Raw genomic sequence first — 21,472 nt, forward strand, 5'->3', positions numbered from 1 at the left:
CGTCGGCGGAATCCATTCAGGCTGTGCTCTTGATCGAAGCCCGTCTTTCGGGTCGGCCATTTCGGTCTGGTAGTAGAATAGTTTCCAGTTTTCTTCTGACCCGACGAACGACTGAGCAGTGGAAACTCCCGCCTTGTCTGAACCAGCCGGTAATGTCGGAGCGTCGTCATACGATCATCCAAATGAGGTACGACGGCAGTGGGGAGCGAACGCGGTGGTGTCGAAGTTGCCCAACGAGGAACATGGCGTGGAGCGCCCGCTGCTCGCCCAGCTCGTCGCGATGGGCTGGCGGGAACTTCCGGCGCTCACCCCGGACGGCATCCCCACCGGTCGCTCGTCTTTCCGTGACACGATCCTCACTGAGCACCTGCACGCCGCCCTCCGGCGCGTCAATCTCCATGACGGCCAGCCCTGGCTTGATGATGTCCGCCTTGCCCAAGCCGCCAGCGCGCTTCTGCGACCGCAGGCGACCAGCCTGGTCGAGATCAACCGCGAACTGACGGGCCTGCTGATCACTGGCACCTACGTCGCCGCGCCCGAGGGGGCCAGCCGTGACGTTCACATCGACTACATCGATTGGGGCCGGCCGGAGAACAACGACTTCGTCGCCATCCGCCAGTTCCGGGTCGTTCTGCCCGGATCGCAGAGCAAGGCCATCCGGCCCGATGTCGTCCTGTTCGTCAACGGCATCCCGCTCGTGGTCATCGAGGCCAAGGCTCCACATACCTCCGACCCCGTTGCTGAGGCGATCCGCCAGCTCCGCCGGTACGCCAACCAGCGCAGTGACCAAGGTGAGCCCGAAGGCAGCGAGCGCCTCTTCCACGCCAACCAGCTCGTCATCGCCACCACCAACGACGAAGCCCGTGTCGGAACGTTCACCTCCGGACCCGAGCACTTCGCCGAGTGGAAGACCCTGGAGCCTCTCAGCGTCGAAGACGTGGCCGCGGAACTTGACAAGCCCGCGGATTCGCTCTCCAAGCAGGAGGTCTTAGCCGCCGGGATGCTTCGACCGGCCATCCTGCTCGACCTCGTCCGTCACTTCACCCTGTTCATGACGGTCAACGGCCGCAGCATCAAGATCGTGGGCCGATACCAGCAGTACCGCGCCGTCCGGAAGGCGCTGCGGCGGCTCCTGATTGGCAAGACCCGGATCCAGGACGGGCAGGACGACCGGCGCGGCGGCATCATCTGGCACACTCAGGGCTCGGGCAAGAGCCTGACCATGGTTTTCCTGGTCCGCTGCATGCGCTCGCACTCCAAGTTGACCGCGTTCAAGATCGTCGTGGTGACCGACCGCCGCCAGCTTCAGCGGCAGCTCGCCGAGACGGCTGCACTCACTGGCGAGACCGTCCGCACGTCGGTCAAGGTCGAGCAGGTAAGCCAGTACTTGGCCGAACCGGGCAAGGACCTCGTCTTCGCCATGATCCAGAAGTACCGCGGCACCGATGACGGTGAGGAAGGCGTCGATCGGACAGGTACCGGGGCCGCTGAGGCCGTGAGGGTGATGAAGACCCTGGGCGAGCTCAACACCGACACCCGCGTCCTCGTCCTCATCGACGAAGCCCATCGCAGCCAGAACAGCGACTTGCATGCGAGCCTGCGGCAGGCCCTGCCGAACGCAGCGCTGATCGGGTTTACCGGCACGCCCATCATCCTCGGTCGCAAGAAGCACACCACCGCGATCTTCGGCGAGTACATCGACGAGTACACCATCCGTCAGTCCGAAGAGGACGGTGCGACGGTGCCGATCATGTATGAGGGGCGCACCACCAGATCGGCGGTGCGCGATGGCGGCGACCTCGATGAGGTGTTCGACGATATTTTCGCCGAGCAGACGCCCGAGCAGCAGCAGAAGATCAAGCAGCGCTACGGCACCAAGAACGCAGTGCTCGAAGCCTGGAACGTGATCGCCAAGAAGGCGCGGGACATGCTGCGCCACTACGTTGATACCGTGCTGCCCAACAGGTTCAAGGCCCAGGTAGTGGCTGTCAGCCGCGAGGCGGCCGTGCGCTACCGCGCCGCGTTCCTCGCCGCCCGTGATGAACTCCTCGCCGAACTGGACGGCTTGCCCGAGGACCTGCGCACAGTTGACGCGGCTGAGAACGTCGCGAGCCAGTCTGGGCCGAGAGCCAGACTGGTGCGGGCCTATCGCTACCGCTCGCTCATCGCGGCACTCGATTTCGTTCCGGTGATCTCCGGCAAGTACAACGATGAGAAGTACCTGGCCGAGTGGACTGATGAGGTCAAGCAGCGGGGCGTCATCGAGCGGTTCAAGGAGTCGCTGCCTGAGCCGGAGGCCGAGACCGTCGAGCCCCAAGTCGCGTTCCTGATTGTGAAATCCATGCTGCTCACCGGCTTTGATGCCCCCGTTGAGCAGGTGCTCTACCTCGATCGGCATATCAAGGAAGCCGAACTCCTCCAGGCCATCGCCAGGGTCAACCGCACCGCGCCCGGCAAGCCGGTCGGGTATGTCATCGACTATTACGGAGTCACCGAGCACCTCAAGGTGGCACTTGCCGCATACGCTGCCGAGGATATTGAAGGGGTGCTCGCCAGCGTCGCTGATGAGGTGCCCCGGCTCGCCGACCGCCGCCAAGCCGTTCGCGAACTGTTCCTGGCGAAGGGTGTCGACCAGATCGTCACCGACGACGACGTCGAGGCGTGTGTGCAGGTGCTCGCCGACGAGCGGCTGCGAGCGGAGTTCGAGGCCCGCTTCAAGCTCATGGCGGCGAGTATGGAGATCGTGTTGCCCCGCCCCGAAGCTCTCGCGCACGTCGGCGCGTTCAAAGTGTTCGGCCGCGTCCGATATGAAGCGCGCAAGCGCTATCGCGAGGACGAAGGGTTCGACGTGTCGATCTATGGCGAGAAGGTGCGCAATCTCATTGATGACCACGTAGTGGCGCTGGGCGTCGCCAACCGCGTACCACCGACGTCGATCACTGCGGCCGACTTCGAGGCCAAGGTCGAGGACCTGCGGTCGGACCGCGCCAAGGCCTCGGAGATGGAACATGCGATCAAGCACCACATCCGGGAGAACCTCGAAGACGATCCCGTGCACTACGAGACGTTGTCCCAGCGGCTCGACAACATCCTCAGGCAGTTCGACGGACAATGGGACCAGATGTACGCGGCGATGAAGGGCCTGCTGGACGATGTCCGCGCGGGACGTCAGTCCGATGACAGCGGCCTTGACCCGAACACGCAGCTGCCGTTTCTCGACTTGCTCCGTCAGGACGTCGAGCGCCGCAGGCGCGCGCTGACACCGGAGATTCAGGAGGTGCTGTGCGCGGTCACCATCGATATCGTCAGCCTGATCGGCAACGAGATCAGAGTAGTGGGATTCTGGGAGAACGCACACGCACAAGAGACGCTACGCCGTAAGGTCGTGCATGAGCTGGACGGTCAGGTCGTGGATGGCGAGGACCTGTTCGATTTCGAGGGCCTTGCTGAGCTCTCGACCCGGGTGGTCGAGTTGGCGAGACGCAAGCGCGTCCGCTTGACTGGCGGGTGATGAAGACCGAACTCCCCGAGCGGATGCTGGTCGGCGACCTGGAGTTCGCCGTCCAGTCGTCGTCATCGCGGCGCACGGTCGGCATCACCGTCGACCGGGATGGGGCACTGCTGCTGCACGCCCCGGCGTCGTGCCCGCCAGGCACCCTCGCCACTTGGGCGCATGGCAAGCGGCATTGGGTATACGCCAAGCTCGCGGAGAAGGACCTGCTTCTGGCGCCACCGGTCCGTAAGGAGTTCGTCTCCGGGGAAGGCTTCGACTACCTTGGGCGCAGGTACCGATTGCTGGTCGTGGACGACGATCGCGCTGTCCGGCTGGAACGGGGACGTCTTCGGATTTCGCGTCCCGAGGGGGCCGACGCGGTGATCCGTTGGTATCGCCAACGCGCCCTTGCGTGGTTGCCGAGCCGTATCCGATCCTGGTCCCTACGGGCGGGCATGGTGCCCGGCGCGCTCGATGTGCGCGACCTTGGCTACCGGTGGGGATCACTGGGGAAGGGCGACCGGTTCAACCTGCATTGGGCGGCGATGCAACTCCCCGCCAGTCTCGTGGACTACGTGATCGTGCACGAACTCGTCCATATCAAACACGCGAATCACACGCCCGAGTTCTGGGCGCTCGTTGCCCGGGTCATGCCGGACTTTGAGGTGCGCAAGAATCGGTTGGCGATCGCGGGAGCAAGACTCTGGCTCGGTCAGTCCGTGTGACGAAGGGCCGCAGGTCTGTTTCGAGGCAGCGTGCGCTCGCTGGGAGACCGACGGGATCGCGACGGTGACGATGTGATCTCAACGGGTACTGGGTCGACGCGGACACCGGCGCCGCGCTCGGCCTGGTGTGGGAGGTCGGGCGCGACGCCGTCGAGGTGCTCAAGCTCGCCGAGTGTCTGGCGGCGTGGGCTGTGCCGAAATGAGCGGGCTGCGGAGCTGGGGGCTGGGCTAGCTACACGGGGTGCCGTTGAGGGTGAAGGACGTGGGTTTGGCCGTGTTGCCGTTGTGGGTGGCTTGGAAGCCGACCGACACCGAGCCGTTCGCGGGGATGGTGGCGTTCCACTGGACGTTGCGGGCCTGGACCGGGCCGCTGGTGGGGGTGTAGGTGGCGTTCCAGCCGCTGGTGATGGTTTGGCCGGAGGGGAGGGTGAACGCCAGGGTCCAGCCGTTGACCTGGGCGGTCGTGGCGATGGTCACGGTCGCGGTGAGGCCGTTGTTCCAGGTGTTCGTCGTGTACGTGATCCGGCAGCCCGACGGCGGCGGCGTGGTGGTTGTTGTCGGTCCGGTGGTGGTGGTGCTGGTGGTCGAGGTTGGCGGGGTGCTGGTCAGGCCCAGGAATTGCAGGGCCATGAGGGCCATGCCGTTGGACAGCAGGTTGTGGCCGGTGCCCTGCATGCTGATGGCCTCGACCTTGTCCGAGTACCGGGTGCGGGTCCAGTTCGCCTGGGGGTGGTCGGTTGAGGTGGGGGTTTGGGAGAGGCCGTGGACGTTGGTCCACTGCTTGACCTCCTCGCCGAGGTTCGGGTGGCGCAGGGTGTCGTCGGCGGTGCCGTGCCAGACCTGCATCCGCGGACGGGGGCCGCTGTAGCCCGGGTAGGCGCCGCGCACCAGGTCGCCCCACTGCTGGGCGGTGCGGATGAGTTGGCCGTTGGCGCACTGGCTGTTCCAGGACGAGCCGTCGGTCGTGGCGAAGCAGCCGAAGGGGACGCCCGCGAAGGCCGCGCCCGCGGCGAACACCTCCGGGTACGCGCCCAGCAGCACGTTCGTCATCATCGCGCCGGAGGACACCCCGGTGGCGTACACCCGGGCCGGGTCGGCGCCGCGGGTGGAGATCACGTGCTTGACCATCGAGACGATGCCCAGCGAGTCGCCGCCGCCGTTGTGGGTCAGCGTGGCCTGCGACGAGACGTCGAAGCAGTTGCCGCTGCGGTTGGCCGACGGGTAGATCACGATGAACCCGTGCTGGTCGGCCAGGCGGGCGAACTCGGTGCCCGAGTGGAACGCCGGTCCGGTTCCGGTGCAGTAGTGCGAGGCCACGAGCACCGCGGGCCGCTGCCGCACGGAGTCCGGCACGTACAGGTGCATCCGCAGGTTGCTGGGGTTCGCGCCGAAGCCGGTCACCTCGACCAGCGCCGCCGCCTGCGCCCCCGGCGCGGCGACCACCAAGGCGGCCGCCGTCAGCGCCGCCGTCGCGCCCGCGGCCAACGCCGCCCAGAGCTGCTTCACGGCGCCACCGCCACGGGCAGGCCGTCGCGCACGGCGATCCTGCCCGCGCACAGGCCGCGGTCCTCCAACTCGGCCACGACCCGAGGGACGGCGTCGATCGTGTTCTGGATGCCGTCGTGCATCAGGATGATCCCGCCGGGCTCCAGGGCCCGCGCCCGCTCGACGATCTCGGTCACGGGCACGCCCGCCCAGTCGCGCGAGTCGACGGTCCACAGCACCTCGGTCATGCCCAGCCGCCTGGCCGTCGCCGCGATCTCGGCGTTGGTGGCGCCGTAGGGCGGGCGGAACAGCGTCGGCCAGGTGCGGGTGACCTTCAGGGAGACGACCTGGGTCTTCACCAGCTCGGTGACGACCTCGCCGCGCGGCAGCTCGGTCAGGTTCGGGTGCGTCCAGGTGTGGTTGGCGATCCACATTCCGGCCTGCTGGGTGATCCGCTGCAGGTGCGGGTTCGCCTCGATATTCCGGCCGACGGTGAAAAAGGTCGCCCGGACGCCGGAGTCGCGTAGCGCGGACAGCAGTTTTGTCGTGGTTGCCGGAATCGGGCCGTCATCGAAAGTCAGGGCGACGTAGCCGTTCTCGCAGGTCCGGGGCGTCGCTTGCGCGGGATAGGCGAGTGCCGCCAATGCCAGAATGGCAATGGCTGCCGCTTTCCGAAATTGTTTCCTAGGCATTCATCAACTATCGCCCGGAAAGTGTGTCGTGGACAACACCGGCGAATCTGTTTCGAGACGAGCGCTCACCTCGGCCGGATGAACGGCGCACGAACGGCGGCGCTCGGGTTGACCTGGAGCGCGCTCCAGCTTCTACCGTGACGGGGTGACCTACGCGATCGCCGAGGCAGCCCACCGCAGCGGGCTGTCGATCGACACCCTGCGGTACTACGAGCGCATCAACCTCATCGACCCGCCCGCCAGGGACTCCGGCGGCAGGCGGGTCTACAGCGAGGAGGACCTCGGCTGGCTCGGCTTCCTGACCCGGCTGCGGACGACCGGAATGCCGATCAAGCTCATGCGCGAGTACGCCCGGCTGCGCCACCTCGGCGCGCCCTCGGTCGCCCAGCGCAAGCAGATCCTGGAAGACCACCGCGCCGACGTGCTCGCCCGCATCGAGGAGCTGCGGTCGTGCGTCGGCGTCCTCGACTACAAGATCGACAACTACGAGCGGATCGTGGCGGGGCACGACAAGTCGTGCGCGCCCGAGACAGGGGAAACACCATCATGGACACTCGCACACTCGGCGAGCTGACCACCTCGGCCCAGGGCCTCGGCTGCATGGGCATGAGCGACTTCTACGGCACCGGCGACGAGGCCGAGTCCACCGCCGTCATCCACCGCGCGCTCGACCTGGGCGTCAACCACCTCGACACCTCCGACATGTACGGCCCGCACACCAACGAGCGCCTGGTCGGCAAGGCCATCGCCGACCGGCGGGACCGGGTCGTGCTGGCCACCAAGTTCGGCGTCGTGCGTGATCCCGAGGACTCGAGCGTGCGGGGGCTCCGGGGGGACGCGGCCTACGTCCGCCAGGCGTGTGACGCCTCACTGCTGCGCCTGGGCGTCGACCACATCGACCTGTACTACCTGCACCGCGTCGATCCCGCGGTGGAGATCGAGGAGACCGTGGGCGCGATGGCCGAGCTGGTCGCCGCGGGCAAGGTCCGGCACCTCGGGCTGTCCGAGGCGGGCGCGGGGACGCTGCGCAGGGCGGCGGCGGTGCACCCGATCGCGGCGCTGCAGACCGAGTGGTCGCTGTGGACCCGCGACATCGAGGCCGAGATCCTGCCGACGGCGCGCGAGCTTGGCGTCGGCGTCGTGGCGTACTCGCCGCTGGGCCGAGGCTTCCTGACCGGCCGCTTCGCCCAGCGCTCCGACCTGGGCGACGGGGACTTCCGCGCGGCGGGCCAGCCCCGGTTCGACGAGGGCAACTTCGAGCGCAACCTGGCCATTGTGGACGCCCTGCGCGCGCTGGCGGCCGAGCGCGGGGTGACGCCGGGGCAGCTGGCGCTGGCCTGGGTGCACAGCCGCGGCGGCGACGTCGTGCCGATCCCGGGGACCAAGCGCGTCAGGTACCTGGAGGAGAACGTGGCGGCGGCCGGCCTCGATCTGTCCGATGAGGACATCCGGGCGATCGAGGCCGTCGTCCCCGAGGGCGGCGCCGCGGGGGAGCGCTACGCCCCGGCGGGGATGACCACGATCGACCGCTGAGAACCGAAAGAGCACGCCGCCACCGGAAAGGGTGGCGGCGTGCTCCGCGGGTCGTGGACAAAGGCGGATCGGGTCAGGAGCAGGTGACCAGGAGGACGCCCAGCACCGCGCAGGACGAGGTGGACTTGTCGTTGGCGAGGTTCGGGTCGGCAGGAGTGCTGGCGGTGCGCTGGGCGGTCAGGCTGAAGGTGCCGATGCCCAGCAGGTTCAGCGGGACGGTGAAGGTGCGGGTGACCGAGCCGCTGACGGCCAGGGCGCCCGTCGAGCAGGTCAGGGTGCGCTCGACGACCGAGCAGCCGGTGCCGGGGGTGATCCGGACGTGCCGGGGGATCGCGACGGTGACCGCGCCGGAGGTCAGGGCGTCGGGGCCCTGGTTGCGGATGGTCAGGGTGTAGCTGATGCGCGAGACCAGCAGGCCGATCTGCGGGCGGGCGGTCAGCTTGACCGACAGGTCCGCGGCGGGCGGCACCGGCGAGACGGTGCGGTTGAGCAGCACCGAGACGCCGTCGGCGTGCCGGTTGGTGGTGACCAGGTCGGCGCGGCCGTCGACGTCGAGGTCGGCGGCGTGGATCTCGGTCGGCCAGGTGTTGACGCCCAGCGTGGTGGCCGGGGTGAACGTGCCGTCGCCGTTGCCGAGGACCGCGACCGAGTCCTGGCCCGCGACGGTGACCGCGAGGTCGGCGTCGCTGTCCCCGTCGAGGTCGGCCACCGCGACGCCGTAGGGGTTCGGGCCGACCGGGATGGACACCGGGGCGCCGAAGCCGGTCCCGGTGCCGGAGAGGACCGAGACGGTGCCGGAACCGTGGTCGGCGGTGGCCAGGTCGACCACGCCGTCGCGGTCGAAGTCGCCCGCGGCGATGTCGATGGGGTTGGTGCCCGACGGGTAGGCCGCGGGCGCGGCGACGGTCCCGTCGCCGGCGCCCTTGTAGACCGACACCGTGCCCGCGAAGAACCCGGCGGTGGCGATGTCGGTGACCGCGTCGCCGTCGAGGTCGGCCAGGACCACGCCGCGGGAGTAGCCGCCGCCCGGGACGTCGGTGGGCGCGCCCAGGGCGCCGTCGCCCGAGCCGAGCAGGACGGAGATGCCCTCCGGCCGGGAGAGGACCACGTCGGCGGCGCCGTCGGCGTCGAGGTCGGCCGCGGCGATGCCCTCGGCGCCGCCCGCGACCGGGTACCCGACGCGGGGGGCGAAGGTGCCGTTGCCCGCGCCGAGCAGCACCGACACCTCGCCGGTGGTGGTCACCGCGAGGTCGGTCCTGCCGTCGCCGTTGAGGTCGGCGGCGGCCAGCCCGGTGGGCTCGGGGCCGGGGTAGACCGCGCTCGCCGGGCCGAACGCGCCCGCGCCGGTGCCCAGCAGCACGCTCAGCGCGGCCTGGTAGCGGTCGGCGGTGATGAGGTCGGGCCTGCCGTCGGCGTTGAGGTCGGCGGAGATGACCGATTCGGGGTGGTTGCCGGTCGGGTAGTCCACCCGCGGGGCGAACGTGATGGGGTTCTCCGCCGCCGCGGGGCTCGCGGTGATCAGGGCCGCGGCCGTGATCAGACTCAGGGCGGCGGCCACCTGGGCGCGCAGGGTCATCGAGACTACCTCTCGGTGGGGATCACGGGGCGTCTACGTCACCATCGTTTCCTGGTGGCATTCCGTTTCCTCTGACCGTCCTGTCCCGTTCGGACGGTGGCTAGGGCCTGTCCTAGAGCAGCCCGGCGGCCACCGTCGCGCCCAGCTCCCGGCACCGGTCGAGATCCGCCTTCGCGGGCGGCCCGAGCACCGTGACCGGCGCGGCGACCGGCTTCCACGACAGGGCGGCGGCGACCTTCTCGACACTGCCGACAGCCCCCTCGACACCGTCGTTGCCGTGGACGTAGAAGCCGAACGGCGTCCCGCGCCCGGCGTCGAGCGTGGGGTAGTAGACCGTGTCGAAGAAGTGCTTGAGCGCGCCGCTCATGTAGCCGATGTTGGCCGGTGTGCCCAGCACGACCCCGTCGGCGTCGAGCAGGTCGGAGGCGGTCGCCGACAGGGCGGGCCTGCGGACGACGGTGACGCCGGCCAGGTCGGGGTCCTGGGCGCCGGAGAGGACGGCCTCGAACAACGCCTGTGTCGCGGGGGAGGGCGTGTGGTGGACGATCAGAAGCGTTGGCATGACAAGGAATTCTAGGTCACCGCAGCAGCGCGGCGACCTCCTCGGCCAGCGCGTCCAGGCGGGCGGACGCGGCGGCGCGCTCGGCGGCGGGGGCGACGACCTCCAGGTACGCCTTGACCTTCGGCTCGGTGCCCGACGGGCGCACGATCACCCGCACGCCCTCGCCGCGCAGGCGCAGGACGTCGGCCCTCGGCAGCAGGTCCTCGGCGGTGACGGCGACCCCGGCCAGCGCGGCAGGCGGGTTGGCGCGCAGCGCGGCCATCAGCGCGCCGATGCGGTCCAGGTCGGTGACCCGGACCGACACCTGGCGGGTCAGGTGCAGGCCGTGGGTCTCGGCCAGGTAGTCCAGGGCGTCCAGCAGCGTCCGGCCCGCGGCGCGGACGGTGGCGGCGAGGTCGCAGGCGAGGACCGCGGCGGAGATGCCGTCCTTGTCCCGGACGGAATCCGGGTCGCAGCAGTGGCCGAGGGCTTCCTCGTAGGCGTACACCAGGCCGGTGCCGCTGCCGTCGCCCGCGCGGACCAGCCACTTGAAGCCGGTCAGGGTGGCGTCGTGGCGGACCCCCCGGGACGCGGCGATGGACTCCAGCAGCGACGACGACACGATCGTGGTGGCCACCAAGGCGTTCGGGTCATCCACAGTGGACAGGATGTGCGAGCCCAGCAGGGCGCCGGTCTCGTCGCCGGAGAGCATCCGCCAGCCGTCGGGGCCGGGCACGCCGATGGCGCAGCGGTCGGCGTCCGGGTCGAGGGCGATGGCGATGTCGGCGTCCACCGCCGCCGCCTGGGCCAGCAGCAGGTCCGTCGCGCCGGGCTCCTCCGGGTTGGGGAAGCCGACGGTGGGGAAGTCCGGGTCGGGCTCGCTCTGCTCGGCCACCATGCTGACGTCGGTGAAACCCGCCCTGGACAAGGCCGACGCGAGCGGGCCCGCGCCGACGCCGTGCAGGGCGGTGGCCACGATCCGCAGCTCGCGGGCGGCCCCCCTGGGCAGGGTCGCGACCCGGCCCAGGTACTCCTCCAGCAGGTCCACCTCGACCGCGCCGGGCTCGCGCGGCACCGACACCGCGGCCGGGGCCGCGGCGATCATCGCCTCGATCTGGCGGTCGGCGGGCGGGACGATCTGCGTGCCGTCGCCCAGGTAGAGCTTGTACCCGTTGTCCGCGGGCGGGTTGTGCGACGCGGTGATCTGCACGCCCGCCACCGCGCCGAGCCTGCGCACGGCGAAGGCCAGCACGGGGGTGGGCAGCGGACCGGGCAGGACGCGCACGTCGAAACCGGCCGCGGCCAGCACCGCGGCGGCGTCGGCGGCGAAGGGCTCCGAGCCGTGCCGGGCGTCGCGGCCGACCACGACGGTCCCGGACCGGCCCTGCGAACGCAGCCACGCGGCCACGCCCGCCGTCGTGCGGATCACCACCGCGCGGTTCATCCCGTTGGGCCCGGCCCGCACCGGGCCGCGCAGCCCGGCCGTGCCGAAGGTCAGCGGGCCGGCCATCCGGTCGGTCAGCTCGGCCAGCGCGGCCGGGTCGGCGCCCATGGCGCGGGCCAGGATCTGCTGCAGCTGCGTCCGGTCCTCCGGCGACGGGTCGTCGGCGATCCAGCGGAAGGCCCGGTCGCGCAGGTCGGGGGTCAACCTCATGCGCGGGAGATCAGCTCGCGCAGGAACGCCCCGAGCGCGGTCGCCGACTGGCGGCCCGCCTCGAGGACTTCCTCGTGGTTGAGCGGCTCGCCGGTCATCCCGGCGGCCAGGTTGGTCACCATGGACAGCCCGAAGACCTCCACGCCGAGCGCCCGCGCGGCGATGGCCTCCAGCACCGTCGACATGCCCACCAGGTCCGCGCCCCAGTTGCGGAACATCCGGATCTCGGCGGGGGTCTCGAAGTGCGGGCCGGGCAGTCCGACGTAGACGCCCTCGACCAGCGTCGGGTCGATCTCGCGGGCCAGGCCGCGCAGCCGGGGGGAGTACAGGTCGGTCAGGTCGACGAACTCCGCGCCGACCAGCGGGGAGCGGGCGGTCATGTTGATGTGGTCGCTGATCAGGATGGGCTGGCCGATGCGGGCCTCCGGGATCAGGCACCCGGCGGCGTTGGTCAGGATGACCGTCTTGACCCCGGCCGCGGCCGCGGTGCGCACGCCGTGCACGACGCTCGCCATCGGCACGCCCTCGTACAGGTGGGTGCGGCCCAGCGTGATCAGCACCCGCCTGCCCTCGACCTCGACCGACCGCAGGGTGCCGCCGTGGCCCGCCGCGGTGGGGGCGACGAAGCCGGGCAGGTCAGCCAGCGGCAGCTCCGCGCTCGGCTCGCCGAGCACGTCGGCGGCGGGCCGCCAGCCGGAGCCCAGGATCAGCGCCAGGTCGTGGCGCTCGACGCCGGTCTTCTCGGCCAATGCCGTCGCCGCCTGCCCGGCGACGCCCAGGGGGTCAGTCTCGATGTCGGTCACGGCGGCGAGCCTACGCGGGCACGGGCACCCGCCGCCGCGCGCGCGTGCGCAGTGCGAGGAACACCGGCAGCACCAGCGGGGAGAGCAGGATCAGCGCCACCAGCAGCGGGCCCATCAGCAGCGGGGACATGTCCAGGCGCCGCGATTCCAGGTAGACCCAGCGGCCGAGGAACAGGTCCCAGGCGATGATCTGCGCCCACAGCAGCGCCACGGCCCGGTCGTCGGCCAGGAGTCCTTTCAGGCCCTCCAGCGACGGGTTCGCCACCGCCGACCACAGCTCGGGGAAGACCGGCACGGCGAGCGCGATCCACACCGCCACGATGGGCAGCACGATCAGCGGCGAGCCGATCACCCGTTCGGTCAGCTCCCACCGGGGCGCGAGGACCATCAGCGCCCAGAACGGGGCGGCGAGGTAGAAGGCGAGGTCGAACAGGAACGAGGTCACGCCGCCACCAGCTCGTGCTCGGCGGACTCGGCGGCCAGCGCCCACGACATCCCCGCCGCGCCCGCGCCCAGCAGGGCGGCCAGCGCGGTGAGGGTCTGCCAGTCCGGGGCCAGCAGCGGCTGCCCGCGCAGGGCCTGCCAGGTGACCAGGGCGATCAGGCCCGCGTAGACCAGGCCCGCCGTCCAGACCATCCGGGTGCGGACCTCCTCGGACCGCAGCGCGGCGTGGCGGGCGGCCAGCATGGTCAGCGCCAGGGCGAGCAGGGGCAGCACCTGCAGGGCGTGCAGGCCGACGAAGTGCGCGATGCGCAGGTCGCCGCCGGTGGTGCTCCACCCGGTCAGCGGCATCCCCGGCCCGCCCTCGACGACCCCGACCGAGTGCGTGCCCGAGAAGCCTTCGCGGCTGCTCTGCATGACGTTGGTCATCAGCGCGCCGAGGGCCATCCCGACCAGGGAGATCCCCAGGCCGAGCCGGATCGCCAGGTTCTCCGGCCGCGGCGCGACCCGCCGGGCGCCGATGACGACGGAGGCGATCAGGGTGGCGATCCAGAAGACCAGGATGGTGGTCCCCATCAGGCCGAACAGCACCGCGTCGAACGCGGTGGTGGTGTTGAAGTGGCTCTCGCGCCCGCGGAAGGACTGGGTGAACAGGACGACCATCTCGATCGCGGAGGTCGTGAGGATGACCGCCGAGGCCGCCTTGAGCGTGCGGGAGGGCTTGACCAGCGAGATCAGCCAGGCCCACGCCAGGCCGTAGAGGACGAAGGAGAGGCTGAACTTCAGCGGCTTGAGCCAGACCGGCGCGCCGAGCAGCGTCCGGTCGTCGACAATCAGGCCGCCCACGGAGAACGCCCCCAGCGCGGCCATGACTACGGTGAAGATGATGAACGGACGGTTCCAACTCGCTAACGCGGCGCGCATGTGGTTGCCCCCGGATGATGGATAGCGGAACTCTCTACTGTCGATAGCTACACTATCCGAAAAGGCGGGGGTAAGGGCAACCCCGAAGAACCCTGAACTTTCGACCCTGAGAAGTTCGACCCTCACAAAGGAGGCACGGGATGCGGATCGCCGAACTCAGCAGGCGGAGTGGGGTCCCGGTGCCGACGATCAAGTTCTACCTGCGCGAGGGCATGCTCCCGCCCGGCGAGCGCACCGGCCGCAACCAGGCGCGCTACGACGAGTCCCACGTCCGCAGGCTGCGCCTGGTCCGGGCGATGGTCGACCTCGGCGGGCTGTCGCTGGCCAGCGTCCGGGAGATCCTCGGCGCGGTCGACGCCCCCGGCGAGGACGTGGACAACGCCATGGGCGTGGTGTCCAAGGGTCTGATCCCCGAGCCGGAGGCGGTCGACGACGACGCCCTGGCCGCCGCCCAGGGCGTGCTGGTCACCCTCGGCTGGGAGGACGCGTGCGAGCACCCGTCCGTGCGCACCCTGGCCGCCGTCATCGCCGCGGGCCGCGACCTCGGCCACGAGCTGGTGCCCAACCTGGTCGAGTTCGGCCGCGCCTGCGAGCGCATCGCCGTGGTGGACCTGGACTACGTCGCTGACGAGAAGGACCTGGACCGGGTCCTGGAAAGCGTCGTGGTCGGCACCGTCCTCGGCGACTCGGCGCTGATCGCCCTGCGCCGTATCGCCCAGACCGTGGAATCGCACCGCCGCTACGCCCCGGAGAGCTGAACGCCGCAACGGCTTCCGGGACAGGTGACGCCGTTACCCCGCTCCGGCGAGGCGACGGGCCCGTGCGTCGGCGACGACCGGTTTCCGCGTCGGAGAACGGTGACACCGCCGCGGATCGGGCCTTCTCGACACGTAGACCATTGTGGACTGTCGCCCGGGTCAGGAGTCGCTGAGCCCGGGACGGGCCTCGGGGGCGGCGATGCGGCTGGCGTCGGCCGCCTCGTCGTCGGGCTGGGTCTGGGAGACGCGTTCGGCCGCCACGCGGGCCAGGTAGACCTCGACCTCGCGGGCGCGGGTGGCCTCGTCCCAGCCCAGCACGTCGCCCATGAGGTCGGCGACCTGGCGGGCGGTGTCCACCCCGCGGTGCGGGTACTCGATGCTGACCCTGGTGCGGCGGGCGAGGGTGTCCTCCAGGTGCAGCGCGCCCTCGTGGCTGGCGGCGTAGACCGCCTCGACGCGCAGGTAGTCCGCGGCGCTGTCGAGGGGCTTGAGCAGGTCGGGGCGCTCGGCGGCGAGTTCGAGGACCTCGTGCAGCAGCGAGCCGTAGCGGTCGAGCAGGTGGCGCAGGCGGTAGGGGTGCACGCCGTGCCGGGCGGCCAGCAGGTCGGCCTGGTTGACCAGGGCGTGGTAGCCGTCGGCGCCCAGCAGCGGCACCCGGTCGGTGATGCTGGGCTGCAACCGGCCCGGCAGGTCGGCCGCGGCGGCGTCGATGGCGTCGGCGGCCATCACCCGGTAGGTCGTGTACTTGCCGCCCGCGATGGCGATGAGGCCGGGGGCGACCCGGGCCACGGCGTGCTCGCGCGACAGCTTCGATGTGGACTCGCTCTCGCCCGCCAGCAGGGGGCGCAGGCCCGCGTACACGCCCTCGATGTCGTCGTGGGTCAGCGGGCGGGCGAGCACGGTGTTGACGTGGGTGAGGATGTAGTCGATGTCGGCGCGGGTGGCCGAGGGGTGGGACAGGTCGAGGTTCCAGTCGGTGTCGGTGGTGCCCACGATCCAGTGGTTGCGCCACGGGATGACGAACAGCACCGACTTCTCCGTGCGCAGGATCAGCCCGGACTCGGCGATGATCCGGTCGCGCGGGACGACGATGTGCACGCCCTTGCTGGCCCGCACCCGGAACCGGCCGCGGCTGCCGGAGAGCCGCTGCAGCTCGTCGGTCCACACGCCGGTGCAGTTGATGACGACCTCGGCGCGCACGTCGGTCTCCCGGCCGTCCTCCACGTCGCGCACGCGGACGCCGGTGACCCGGTCCGCCTCGTGGCGGAAGCCGACGACCTGGGTGGAGGTGCGCACGACGGCGCCGTAGTGCGCGGCCGTGCGGGCGACGGTCATGGTGTGGCGGGCGTCGTCGGCCAGCGCGTCGAAGTAGCGGATGCCGCCGATGAGCGCGTCGCGGCGCAGGGCGGGCACCAGGCGCAGGGCGCCCGCACGGGTCAGGTGCTTCTGGCCGGGGACGGACCGGGCGCCGCCCATGCTGTCGTAGAGGAACAGGCCCGCGGCGGTGTAGGGGCGCTCCCAGCCGCGGTTGGTGAGCGGGTAGAGGAAGCTGACCGGCTTCACCAGGTGCGGGGCCAGCGTGGTGAGCATCAGCTCGCGCTCGCGCAGGGCCTCGCGGACGAGTCCGAACTCGAGTTGCTCCAAATAGCGCAGTCCGCCGTGGAAGAGTTTGCTGGAGCGGCTCGACGTGCCCGAAGCCAGGTCGCGCGCCTCGACCAAAGCCACCCTGAGGCCCCGCGTCGCGGCGTCGAGAGCGCTCCCAACGCCAACGACACCACCGCCGACGATGACCACGTCGAAACGCTGCTCGCGCAGGTCGGACCACGCCCGCTCGCGTTGCCCCGGCCCCAGTGCGCCCCCGAAACTGTCCCCTGTGGAGTGTTCCCCGGCCACGTGCCCACCTCCGGTCGTCACCCGACCACGCTACCGCCGCGCGTCATTGCCTGCGCGCCTCGCGAGCGGTAGCGTCCGAGATCACTCTGGGTAGGCACCGTCGCCTCCCGCGCGGAGCCTGCCCCACTGCGTGAGGGGAGACCTGCGTGGAACTGAGCTTCGGCGAGATCCTTCTCTGGGAACTGATGGGCACCACGGCGCTGATCTTGCTCGGCTGTGGTGTGGTGGCCAACACCGTGTTGCGCCGCTCACTGGGTTTCGACGGTGGGTGGCTGCTTGTCAACCTCGGCTGGGGTTTCGCCGTCTTCGTGGGCGCCAGCATCGCCGCACCGAGCGGCGCCCACATCAATCCGGCCGTCACCGTCGGGCTGCTCGCCGCGGGCAAGCTCGAATGGGCACTGGCGCCCGCCTACTTCATCGGGCAGTTCGCGGGCGCCTTCCTCGGCGCGGTGCTCTGCTGGCTGACCTACAAACTCCAGTTCGACACCCACGACGAGCCGGAGAACACCCGGGGCATCTTCTGCACGGGCCCGACCGTCCCGCACCCGGTGTGGAACACCGTCACCGAGGTCATCGGCACCTTCGTCCTGGTGCTGTGGATTCTCACCAGCCCGACGATGACGATGGCCGAGGGCGAGGTCCCCGACTTCGGCAACTCCGCGCTCGGCTACGCCGCGGTGATGTTCGTCGTCGTCGGCATCGGCAACTCCCTCGGCGGACCGACCGGGTACGCCATCAACCCCGCCCGCGACCTCGGCCCCCGGCTGGCCTACGCGGTGCTGCCGATCAAGGGCAAGGGCAGCGCGGAGTGGGGCTACTCCTGGGTGCCCATCGTGGGCCCGCTGGCGGGCGCGGTGCTCGCCGGTCTCCTGTCGCAGATCCTGCCCGGCTGATGAAAGGCGCACAGATGACGAAGTACGTGGCTGCGGTCGACCAGGGCACGACGTCCACCCGGTGCATGATCTTCTCGCACGCGGGCGAGGTCGTGGCGGTCGACCAGCGCGAGCACCGGCAGATCTTCCCGCGCGCGGGCTGGGTCGAGCACGACCCGGCCGAGGTGTGGGAGAACACCAGGGCCGTGGCCGCGGGCGCGCTGGCCAAGGCCGACCTCGACGTCTCCGACATCGTCGCGGTCGGGATCACCAACCAGCGCGAGACGGCGGTGGTGTGGGACCGCAGGACCGGCGAGCCGGTCTACAACGCGATCGTCTGGCAGGACACCAGGACCGACCGCATCGCCACCGCGCTGGGCGAGCTCGGCGACGGCCAGGAGCGCTACCGGGCGCGCACCGGGCTGCCGCTGGCGACCTACTTCTCCGGGCCCAAGATCCGCTGGATTCTGGACAATGTGGACGGCGCGCGGGCGCGGGCGGAGGCCGGGGACCTGCTGTTCGGCAACATGGACACCTGGCTGCTGTGGAACATGACCGGCGGGGTGGACGGCGGCGTCCACGTCACCGACCCGACCAACGCCTCGCGCACCCTGCTGATGGACCTGTCCACGCTGGACTGGGACGCCGGCATCGCCGAGGAGATGGGCGTTCCGCTGTCGATGCTGCCCGAGATCCGCTCCTCCTCGGAGGAGTACGGCCGGGTGCGGGCCAGGGGCGCGCTGGCGGGCGTGCCGATCGCCGGAATCCTCGGCGACCAGCAGGCGGCCACCTTCGGCCAGGCGTGCCTGTCGCCGGGGGAGGCCAAGAACACCTACGGCACCGGCAACTTCGTGCTGCTCAACACCGGGACCGAACAGGTGATGAGCGAGAACGGCCTGCTCACCACGGTCTGCTACAAGATCGGCGACGCCGCCCCGGTCTACGCCCTGGAGGGCTCGATCGCGGTCACCGGCTCGCTGGTGCAGTGGATCAGGGACAACCTCGGCATGATCAGCGAGGCCGCCGAGATCGAGCAGCACGCCCGCACGGTGGAGGACAACGGCGGCTGCTACTTCGTCCCCGCCTTCTCCGGGCTGTTCGCCCCGTACTGGCGCTCCGACGCCCGCGGCGCGATCGTCGGGCTGACCCGTTTCGTCAACAAGGGCCACCTGGCGCGCGCGGTCCTGGAGGCCACCGCCTTCCAGACCCGCGAGGTCATCGACGCCATGAACGCCGACTCCGGCGTGCCCCTGACGGCGCTGAAGGTCGACGGGGGCATGGTCGCCAACGAGCTGTTGATGCAGTTCCAGGCCGACATCCTGGGCGTCCCGGTGATCCGCCCGGTCGTGGCGGAGACGACCGCGCTGGGGGCGGCCTACGCGGCCGGTCTCGCCGTGGGCTTCTGGGAGGGCGAGGACGACATCCGCGCGAACTGGGCCCAGGACAAGGAGTGGACGCCCGACCTCTCCGACGACGAGCGGGACCGGACGTACCGCAAGTGGAAGAAGGCGGTGACCCGCACCTTCGACTGGGTGGATGACGAGGACTGACCACCCTCGCCGCGGCGCCCCCGCAACCGCGTCGTGCGGGGGCGTCGCTCTGCCCGGACCTGGCTGCCTGGGGCTGGCTGCCCGGACCTGGCTGCCGGGACTGGCTGCCCGGACCCGGCTGCCCGGACCGGCTGTCCTGACCTGGTTGGCTGGACCTGGCTGGCTGCCCGGACCTGGCTGACCGGCTCAGCTCGGGCGCAGTCGGGGGACCTGGCCGAGCCCGCCGCAGCGGCGGCAGAAGTCGCGGCGGTTGGGCGCCAGGCCCGAACCCAGGCATTCGGGGCACTCGTTGCGACGAGACATGGCCGCCTCCGTGACGAATTGGTTCTTTAGAGGTACCGGCTCGGTTGAATCGGTGGAAGGGAATTGGGCGCGTTCACCCGCACTCGCGACCCCATGATCACGCTGAGCGTGCCTCTCCCGCGCCGCGGCGCCGCCCGCTCCCTCCTGAACGGGTGAACTCAGTCGAGGTCGTCGTGGCGCATCAGGCGGCGGCCCGCCTCGGTGATCGACCCCGACAGCGACGGGTACACCGAGAACGTCAGCGCCAGGTCGTCGACGGTGAGCTGGTTCTGCACCGCCAGGGCGATCGGCAGGATCAGCTCGCTGGCGCTGGGCGCCACGATCACCCCGCCGATGACCACGCCCGTCGCCGGGCGGCAGAACAGCTTGACGAAGCCGCGGCGCAGGCCCTCCATCTTCGCCCGCGCGTTGGTCGCCAGCGGCAGCATGATCGTGCGCGCGGGCACGGTGCCGGAGTCGATGGCCTGCTGGCTGATGCCGACGGTGGCGATCTCCGGGTGGGTGAACACGTTCGCGGCGACCGTCTTGAGCTTGATGGGGGCCACGCCCTGGCCGAGGGCGTGCCACATGGCGATGCGGCCCTGCATCGCGGCCACCGACGCCAGCATCAGCACGCCGGTGCAGTCGCCCGCGGCGTAGATGCCCGGCACGCCCGTGCGCGAGACCCGGTCCACGGCGATGAACCCGCCCGCGCCGAGCTCGATGCCGACGCGCTCCAGACCGATGTCGGTGGTGTTGGGCACCGAGCCGACCGTCATCAACGCGTGGCTGGCGTGGACGGTCTCCCCGCCCTTGAGGTGCACGACGACGCCGTCGCGGTCGCGGTCGATGCGCTCGGCGCGGGCGTGCTTGACCAGCGTCGTGCCGCGCTCGGCGAAGACGTCCTCCAGCACCACCGCGGCGTCGGCGTCCTCGTGCGGCAGGACCCGGTCGCGGCTGGAGATCACCGTGACCTTGACGCCCATCTCGATGAACGCCGAGGCGAACTCCGCCCCGGTCACCCCGGAGCCGACCACCACCAGGTGCTCGGGCAGTTCCTCCAGGTCGTAGATCTGGCGCCAGTCCAGCACCCGCTCGCCGTCGGGCTCCGCGCCCGGGATGACCCTCGGGGTGGCGCCGGTGGCGATGAGCACGACGTCGGCGTCGAGCACCTCGGTGTCCCCGCCCAGCGTGGTCACCGCGATCCGGTGCGCGGCCATGCCCGCCCGGTCGTCGCAGAACCTCGCCACGCCGGGGACCACCCGGATGCCCTCGCGCTGCAGCCGGTTGCGGATGTCGGCGGACTGGGCCAGCGCCAGGCCCTTGACCCGCCCGCGCACGACCGGCAGGTGCACGGTGGAGTCGACGTCGTCGGTGCCGATGCCCAGTTCGTCCGCGTCGCGGAAGGCCGACCGGGCCCCCGCCGAGGCGATGAACGTCTTCGACGGCACGCAGTCGTAGAGCACGCACGCGCCGCCGACGCCGTCGCGCTCGACCACGGTGACCTGGGCCCCGTGCTGCGCGGCGACCAGCGCGGCCTCGTAGCCCGCCGGTCCACCACCCATGATCACGATGCTGGTCAAGGGGTGCCTCCACTCGCTAGTACGTCCGCGGAGACTCCCTGTTCAGCCGTCCGCGCACGTCGGTACGTCCGCGGACACCCTATGCGGCTGTCCGCGCTCGGCGAACGCCAACCCGCGCGCCCGCCTGCCCTCACCGCTCCGCGCCGCTAGGCTGTCCCGCGTGCCGCTCTACGCCGCCTATGGGTCGAACATGGACCCGGCCCAGATGATGAAGCGTGCCCCGCACTCGCCCATGGTGGGAGCCGGGTGGCTGGTCGGCTGGCGCCTGACCTTCGGTGGTGAGGACCTCGGGTGGGAGGGTGCGCTCTCCACCATCGTCGAGGACCCCGACGACCAGGTGTTCGCCGTGCTCTACGACGTGCAGGACGACGACGAGACCCACTTGGACCAGTGGGAGGGCGCCGAGATGGGCTTCCACTCCAAGATCCGGCTGCGCGTGCAGACGATGGAGGGCTCGGTGCTGGCCTGGCTGTACGTGCTCAACGACTACGAGGGCGGCCTGCCGTCGGCGCGCTACCTCGGCGTGATCGCCGACGCGGCCGAGGCCGCCGGGGCGCCCGCGGACTACGTGGCTGATCTTCGGACACGACCGTGCAACGGAATCGGGCCCGCGCCCACGAGCTGACAACCTCACCCCCGGTTGGGCGTCCTCCCTTATGTGACAGCA

The 21,472-nt window shown here is 70.6% G+C and carries 18 protein-coding genes; 8 read left to right on the top strand and 10 right to left on the bottom strand.

The window, feature by feature from the left end:
* Nucleotides 1-247: 247 nt before the first annotated feature.
* Both ACTG9Q_RS21515 and ACTG9Q_RS21520 read left to right on the top strand, forming a co-directional pair.
* The gene (locus tag ACTG9Q_RS21515; protein ID WP_455574635.1) at nucleotides 248-3,511 is read left to right on the top strand and encodes a type I restriction endonuclease subunit R; all 3,264 of its coding nucleotides are present in this window, start codon (nucleotides 248-250) and stop codon (nucleotides 3,509-3,511) included.
* On the top strand, nucleotides 3,511-4,218 hold the full coding sequence (locus ACTG9Q_RS21520; RefSeq protein ID WP_455574636.1) for a M48 family metallopeptidase: 708 nt from the start codon (nucleotides 3,511-3,513) through the stop codon (nucleotides 4,216-4,218). The genes ACTG9Q_RS21515 and ACTG9Q_RS21520 overlap by 1 nt, the downstream gene beginning before the upstream one ends.
* Before the next feature lie 228 nt (nucleotides 4,219-4,446).
* On the opposite strand, the gene ACTG9Q_RS21525 is transcribed toward ACTG9Q_RS21520, so the two are convergent.
* Both ACTG9Q_RS21525 and ACTG9Q_RS21530 read right to left on the bottom strand, forming a co-directional pair.
* Entirely contained in the window at nucleotides 4,447-5,724 is a 1,278-nt protein-coding gene (locus tag ACTG9Q_RS21525) for an extracellular catalytic domain type 1 short-chain-length polyhydroxyalkanoate depolymerase (RefSeq protein ID WP_455574637.1), read from the bottom strand.
* Nucleotides 5,721-6,347: a polysaccharide deacetylase family protein gene (locus ACTG9Q_RS21530; RefSeq protein WP_455574638.1), complete on the bottom strand. Its 627-nt coding sequence runs from the start codon at nucleotides 6,345-6,347 to the stop codon at nucleotides 5,721-5,723. Before ACTG9Q_RS21530 ends, ACTG9Q_RS21525 begins: the two co-directional genes overlap by 4 nt.
* A 193-nt stretch (nucleotides 6,348-6,540) precedes the next feature.
* Between ACTG9Q_RS21530 and ACTG9Q_RS21535 the strand changes: the two genes are divergently transcribed.
* Both ACTG9Q_RS21535 and ACTG9Q_RS21540 read left to right on the top strand, forming a co-directional pair.
* The gene (locus tag ACTG9Q_RS21535; RefSeq protein ID WP_455574639.1) at nucleotides 6,541-6,969 is read left to right on the top strand and encodes a MerR family transcriptional regulator; all 429 of its coding nucleotides are present in this window, start codon (nucleotides 6,541-6,543) and stop codon (nucleotides 6,967-6,969) included.
* A complete protein-coding gene (locus ACTG9Q_RS21540) occupies nucleotides 6,942-7,928 on the top strand; it encodes an aldo/keto reductase (protein WP_455574640.1) in 987 nt (328 codons plus the stop codon). The genes ACTG9Q_RS21535 and ACTG9Q_RS21540 overlap by 28 nt, the downstream gene beginning before the upstream one ends.
* A gap of 73 nt (nucleotides 7,929-8,001) precedes the next feature.
* Here the strand turns inward: ACTG9Q_RS21540 and ACTG9Q_RS21545 are convergent, their stop codons facing one another.
* The 6 genes from ACTG9Q_RS21545 to ACTG9Q_RS21570 all read right to left on the bottom strand — a co-directional run bounded on the left by ACTG9Q_RS21545 (nucleotide 8,002) and on the right by ACTG9Q_RS21570 (nucleotide 13,813).
* Nucleotides 8,002-9,504: an FG-GAP-like repeat-containing protein gene (locus tag ACTG9Q_RS21545; RefSeq protein ID WP_455574641.1), complete on the bottom strand. Its 1,503-nt coding sequence runs from the start codon at nucleotides 9,502-9,504 to the stop codon at nucleotides 8,002-8,004.
* Nucleotides 9,505-9,616: 112 nt separating this feature from the next.
* Complete coding sequence (locus tag ACTG9Q_RS21550) at nucleotides 9,617-10,066, bottom strand: flavodoxin family protein (protein ID WP_455574642.1); 450 nt, start codon at nucleotides 10,064-10,066, stop codon at nucleotides 9,617-9,619.
* A 16-nt stretch (nucleotides 10,067-10,082) separates the two neighbouring features.
* On the bottom strand, nucleotides 10,083-11,699 hold the full coding sequence (locus tag ACTG9Q_RS21555) for a phospho-sugar mutase (protein ID WP_455574643.1): 1,617 nt from the start codon (nucleotides 11,697-11,699) through the stop codon (nucleotides 10,083-10,085).
* A complete protein-coding gene (locus ACTG9Q_RS21560; RefSeq protein ID WP_455574763.1) occupies nucleotides 11,696-12,493 on the bottom strand; it encodes a purine-nucleoside phosphorylase in 798 nt (265 codons plus the stop codon). Before ACTG9Q_RS21560 ends, ACTG9Q_RS21555 begins: the two co-directional genes overlap by 4 nt.
* 19 nt (nucleotides 12,494-12,512) lie before the next feature.
* Nucleotides 12,513-12,947 carry an ABA4-like family protein gene (locus ACTG9Q_RS21565; RefSeq protein ID WP_455574644.1) on the bottom strand — a complete coding sequence of 145 codons (435 nt, stop codon included), beginning with the start codon at nucleotides 12,945-12,947 and terminating at the stop codon, nucleotides 12,513-12,515.
* Nucleotides 12,944-13,813 carry a hypothetical protein gene (locus tag ACTG9Q_RS21570; RefSeq protein WP_455574645.1) on the bottom strand — a complete coding sequence of 290 codons (870 nt, stop codon included), beginning with the start codon at nucleotides 13,811-13,813 and terminating at the stop codon, nucleotides 12,944-12,946. Before ACTG9Q_RS21570 ends, ACTG9Q_RS21565 begins: the two co-directional genes overlap by 4 nt.
* 194 nt (nucleotides 13,814-14,007) lie before the next feature.
* On the opposite strand from ACTG9Q_RS21570, the gene ACTG9Q_RS21575 reads away from it, so the two are divergent.
* The gene (locus ACTG9Q_RS21575; protein WP_455574646.1) at nucleotides 14,008-14,625 is read left to right on the top strand and encodes a MerR family transcriptional regulator; all 618 of its coding nucleotides are present in this window, start codon (nucleotides 14,008-14,010) and stop codon (nucleotides 14,623-14,625) included.
* Between the two features lie 159 nt (nucleotides 14,626-14,784).
* Here ACTG9Q_RS21575 and ACTG9Q_RS21580 read toward each other — a convergent pair whose 3' ends face one another.
* Nucleotides 14,785-16,518, bottom strand: coding sequence for a glycerol-3-phosphate dehydrogenase/oxidase (locus tag ACTG9Q_RS21580; RefSeq protein ID WP_455574764.1), 1,734 nt, complete (start codon nucleotides 16,516-16,518; stop codon nucleotides 14,785-14,787).
* Nucleotides 16,519-16,670: 152 nt separating this feature from the next.
* Here ACTG9Q_RS21580 and ACTG9Q_RS21585 point away from each other — a divergent pair, with 152 nt between their 5' ends.
* Nucleotides 16,671-17,411 carry an MIP/aquaporin family protein gene (locus ACTG9Q_RS21585; protein WP_455574765.1) on the top strand — a complete coding sequence of 247 codons (741 nt, stop codon included), beginning with the start codon at nucleotides 16,671-16,673 and terminating at the stop codon, nucleotides 17,409-17,411.
* 14 nt (nucleotides 17,412-17,425) lie between these two features.
* On the top strand, nucleotides 17,426-18,940 hold the full coding sequence (gene glpK, locus ACTG9Q_RS21590; RefSeq protein WP_455574647.1) for a glycerol kinase GlpK: 1,515 nt from the start codon (nucleotides 17,426-17,428) through the stop codon (nucleotides 18,938-18,940).
* 461 nt (nucleotides 18,941-19,401) lie between these two features.
* Here glpK and ACTG9Q_RS21595 read toward each other — a convergent pair whose 3' ends face one another.
* The gene (locus ACTG9Q_RS21595) at nucleotides 19,402-20,805 is read right to left on the bottom strand and encodes an NAD(P)H-quinone dehydrogenase (protein ID WP_455574648.1); all 1,404 of its coding nucleotides are present in this window, start codon (nucleotides 20,803-20,805) and stop codon (nucleotides 19,402-19,404) included.
* Nucleotides 20,806-20,965: 160 nt separating this feature from the next.
* Here ACTG9Q_RS21595 and ACTG9Q_RS21600 point away from each other — a divergent pair, with 160 nt between their 5' ends.
* Nucleotides 20,966-21,430: a gamma-glutamylcyclotransferase family protein gene (locus ACTG9Q_RS21600; RefSeq protein WP_455574649.1), complete on the top strand. Its 465-nt coding sequence runs from the start codon at nucleotides 20,966-20,968 to the stop codon at nucleotides 21,428-21,430.
* Nucleotides 21,431-21,472 lie beyond the last annotated feature (42 nt).

The sequence above is a fragment of the Actinokineospora lacus genome, assembly GCF_053813445.1.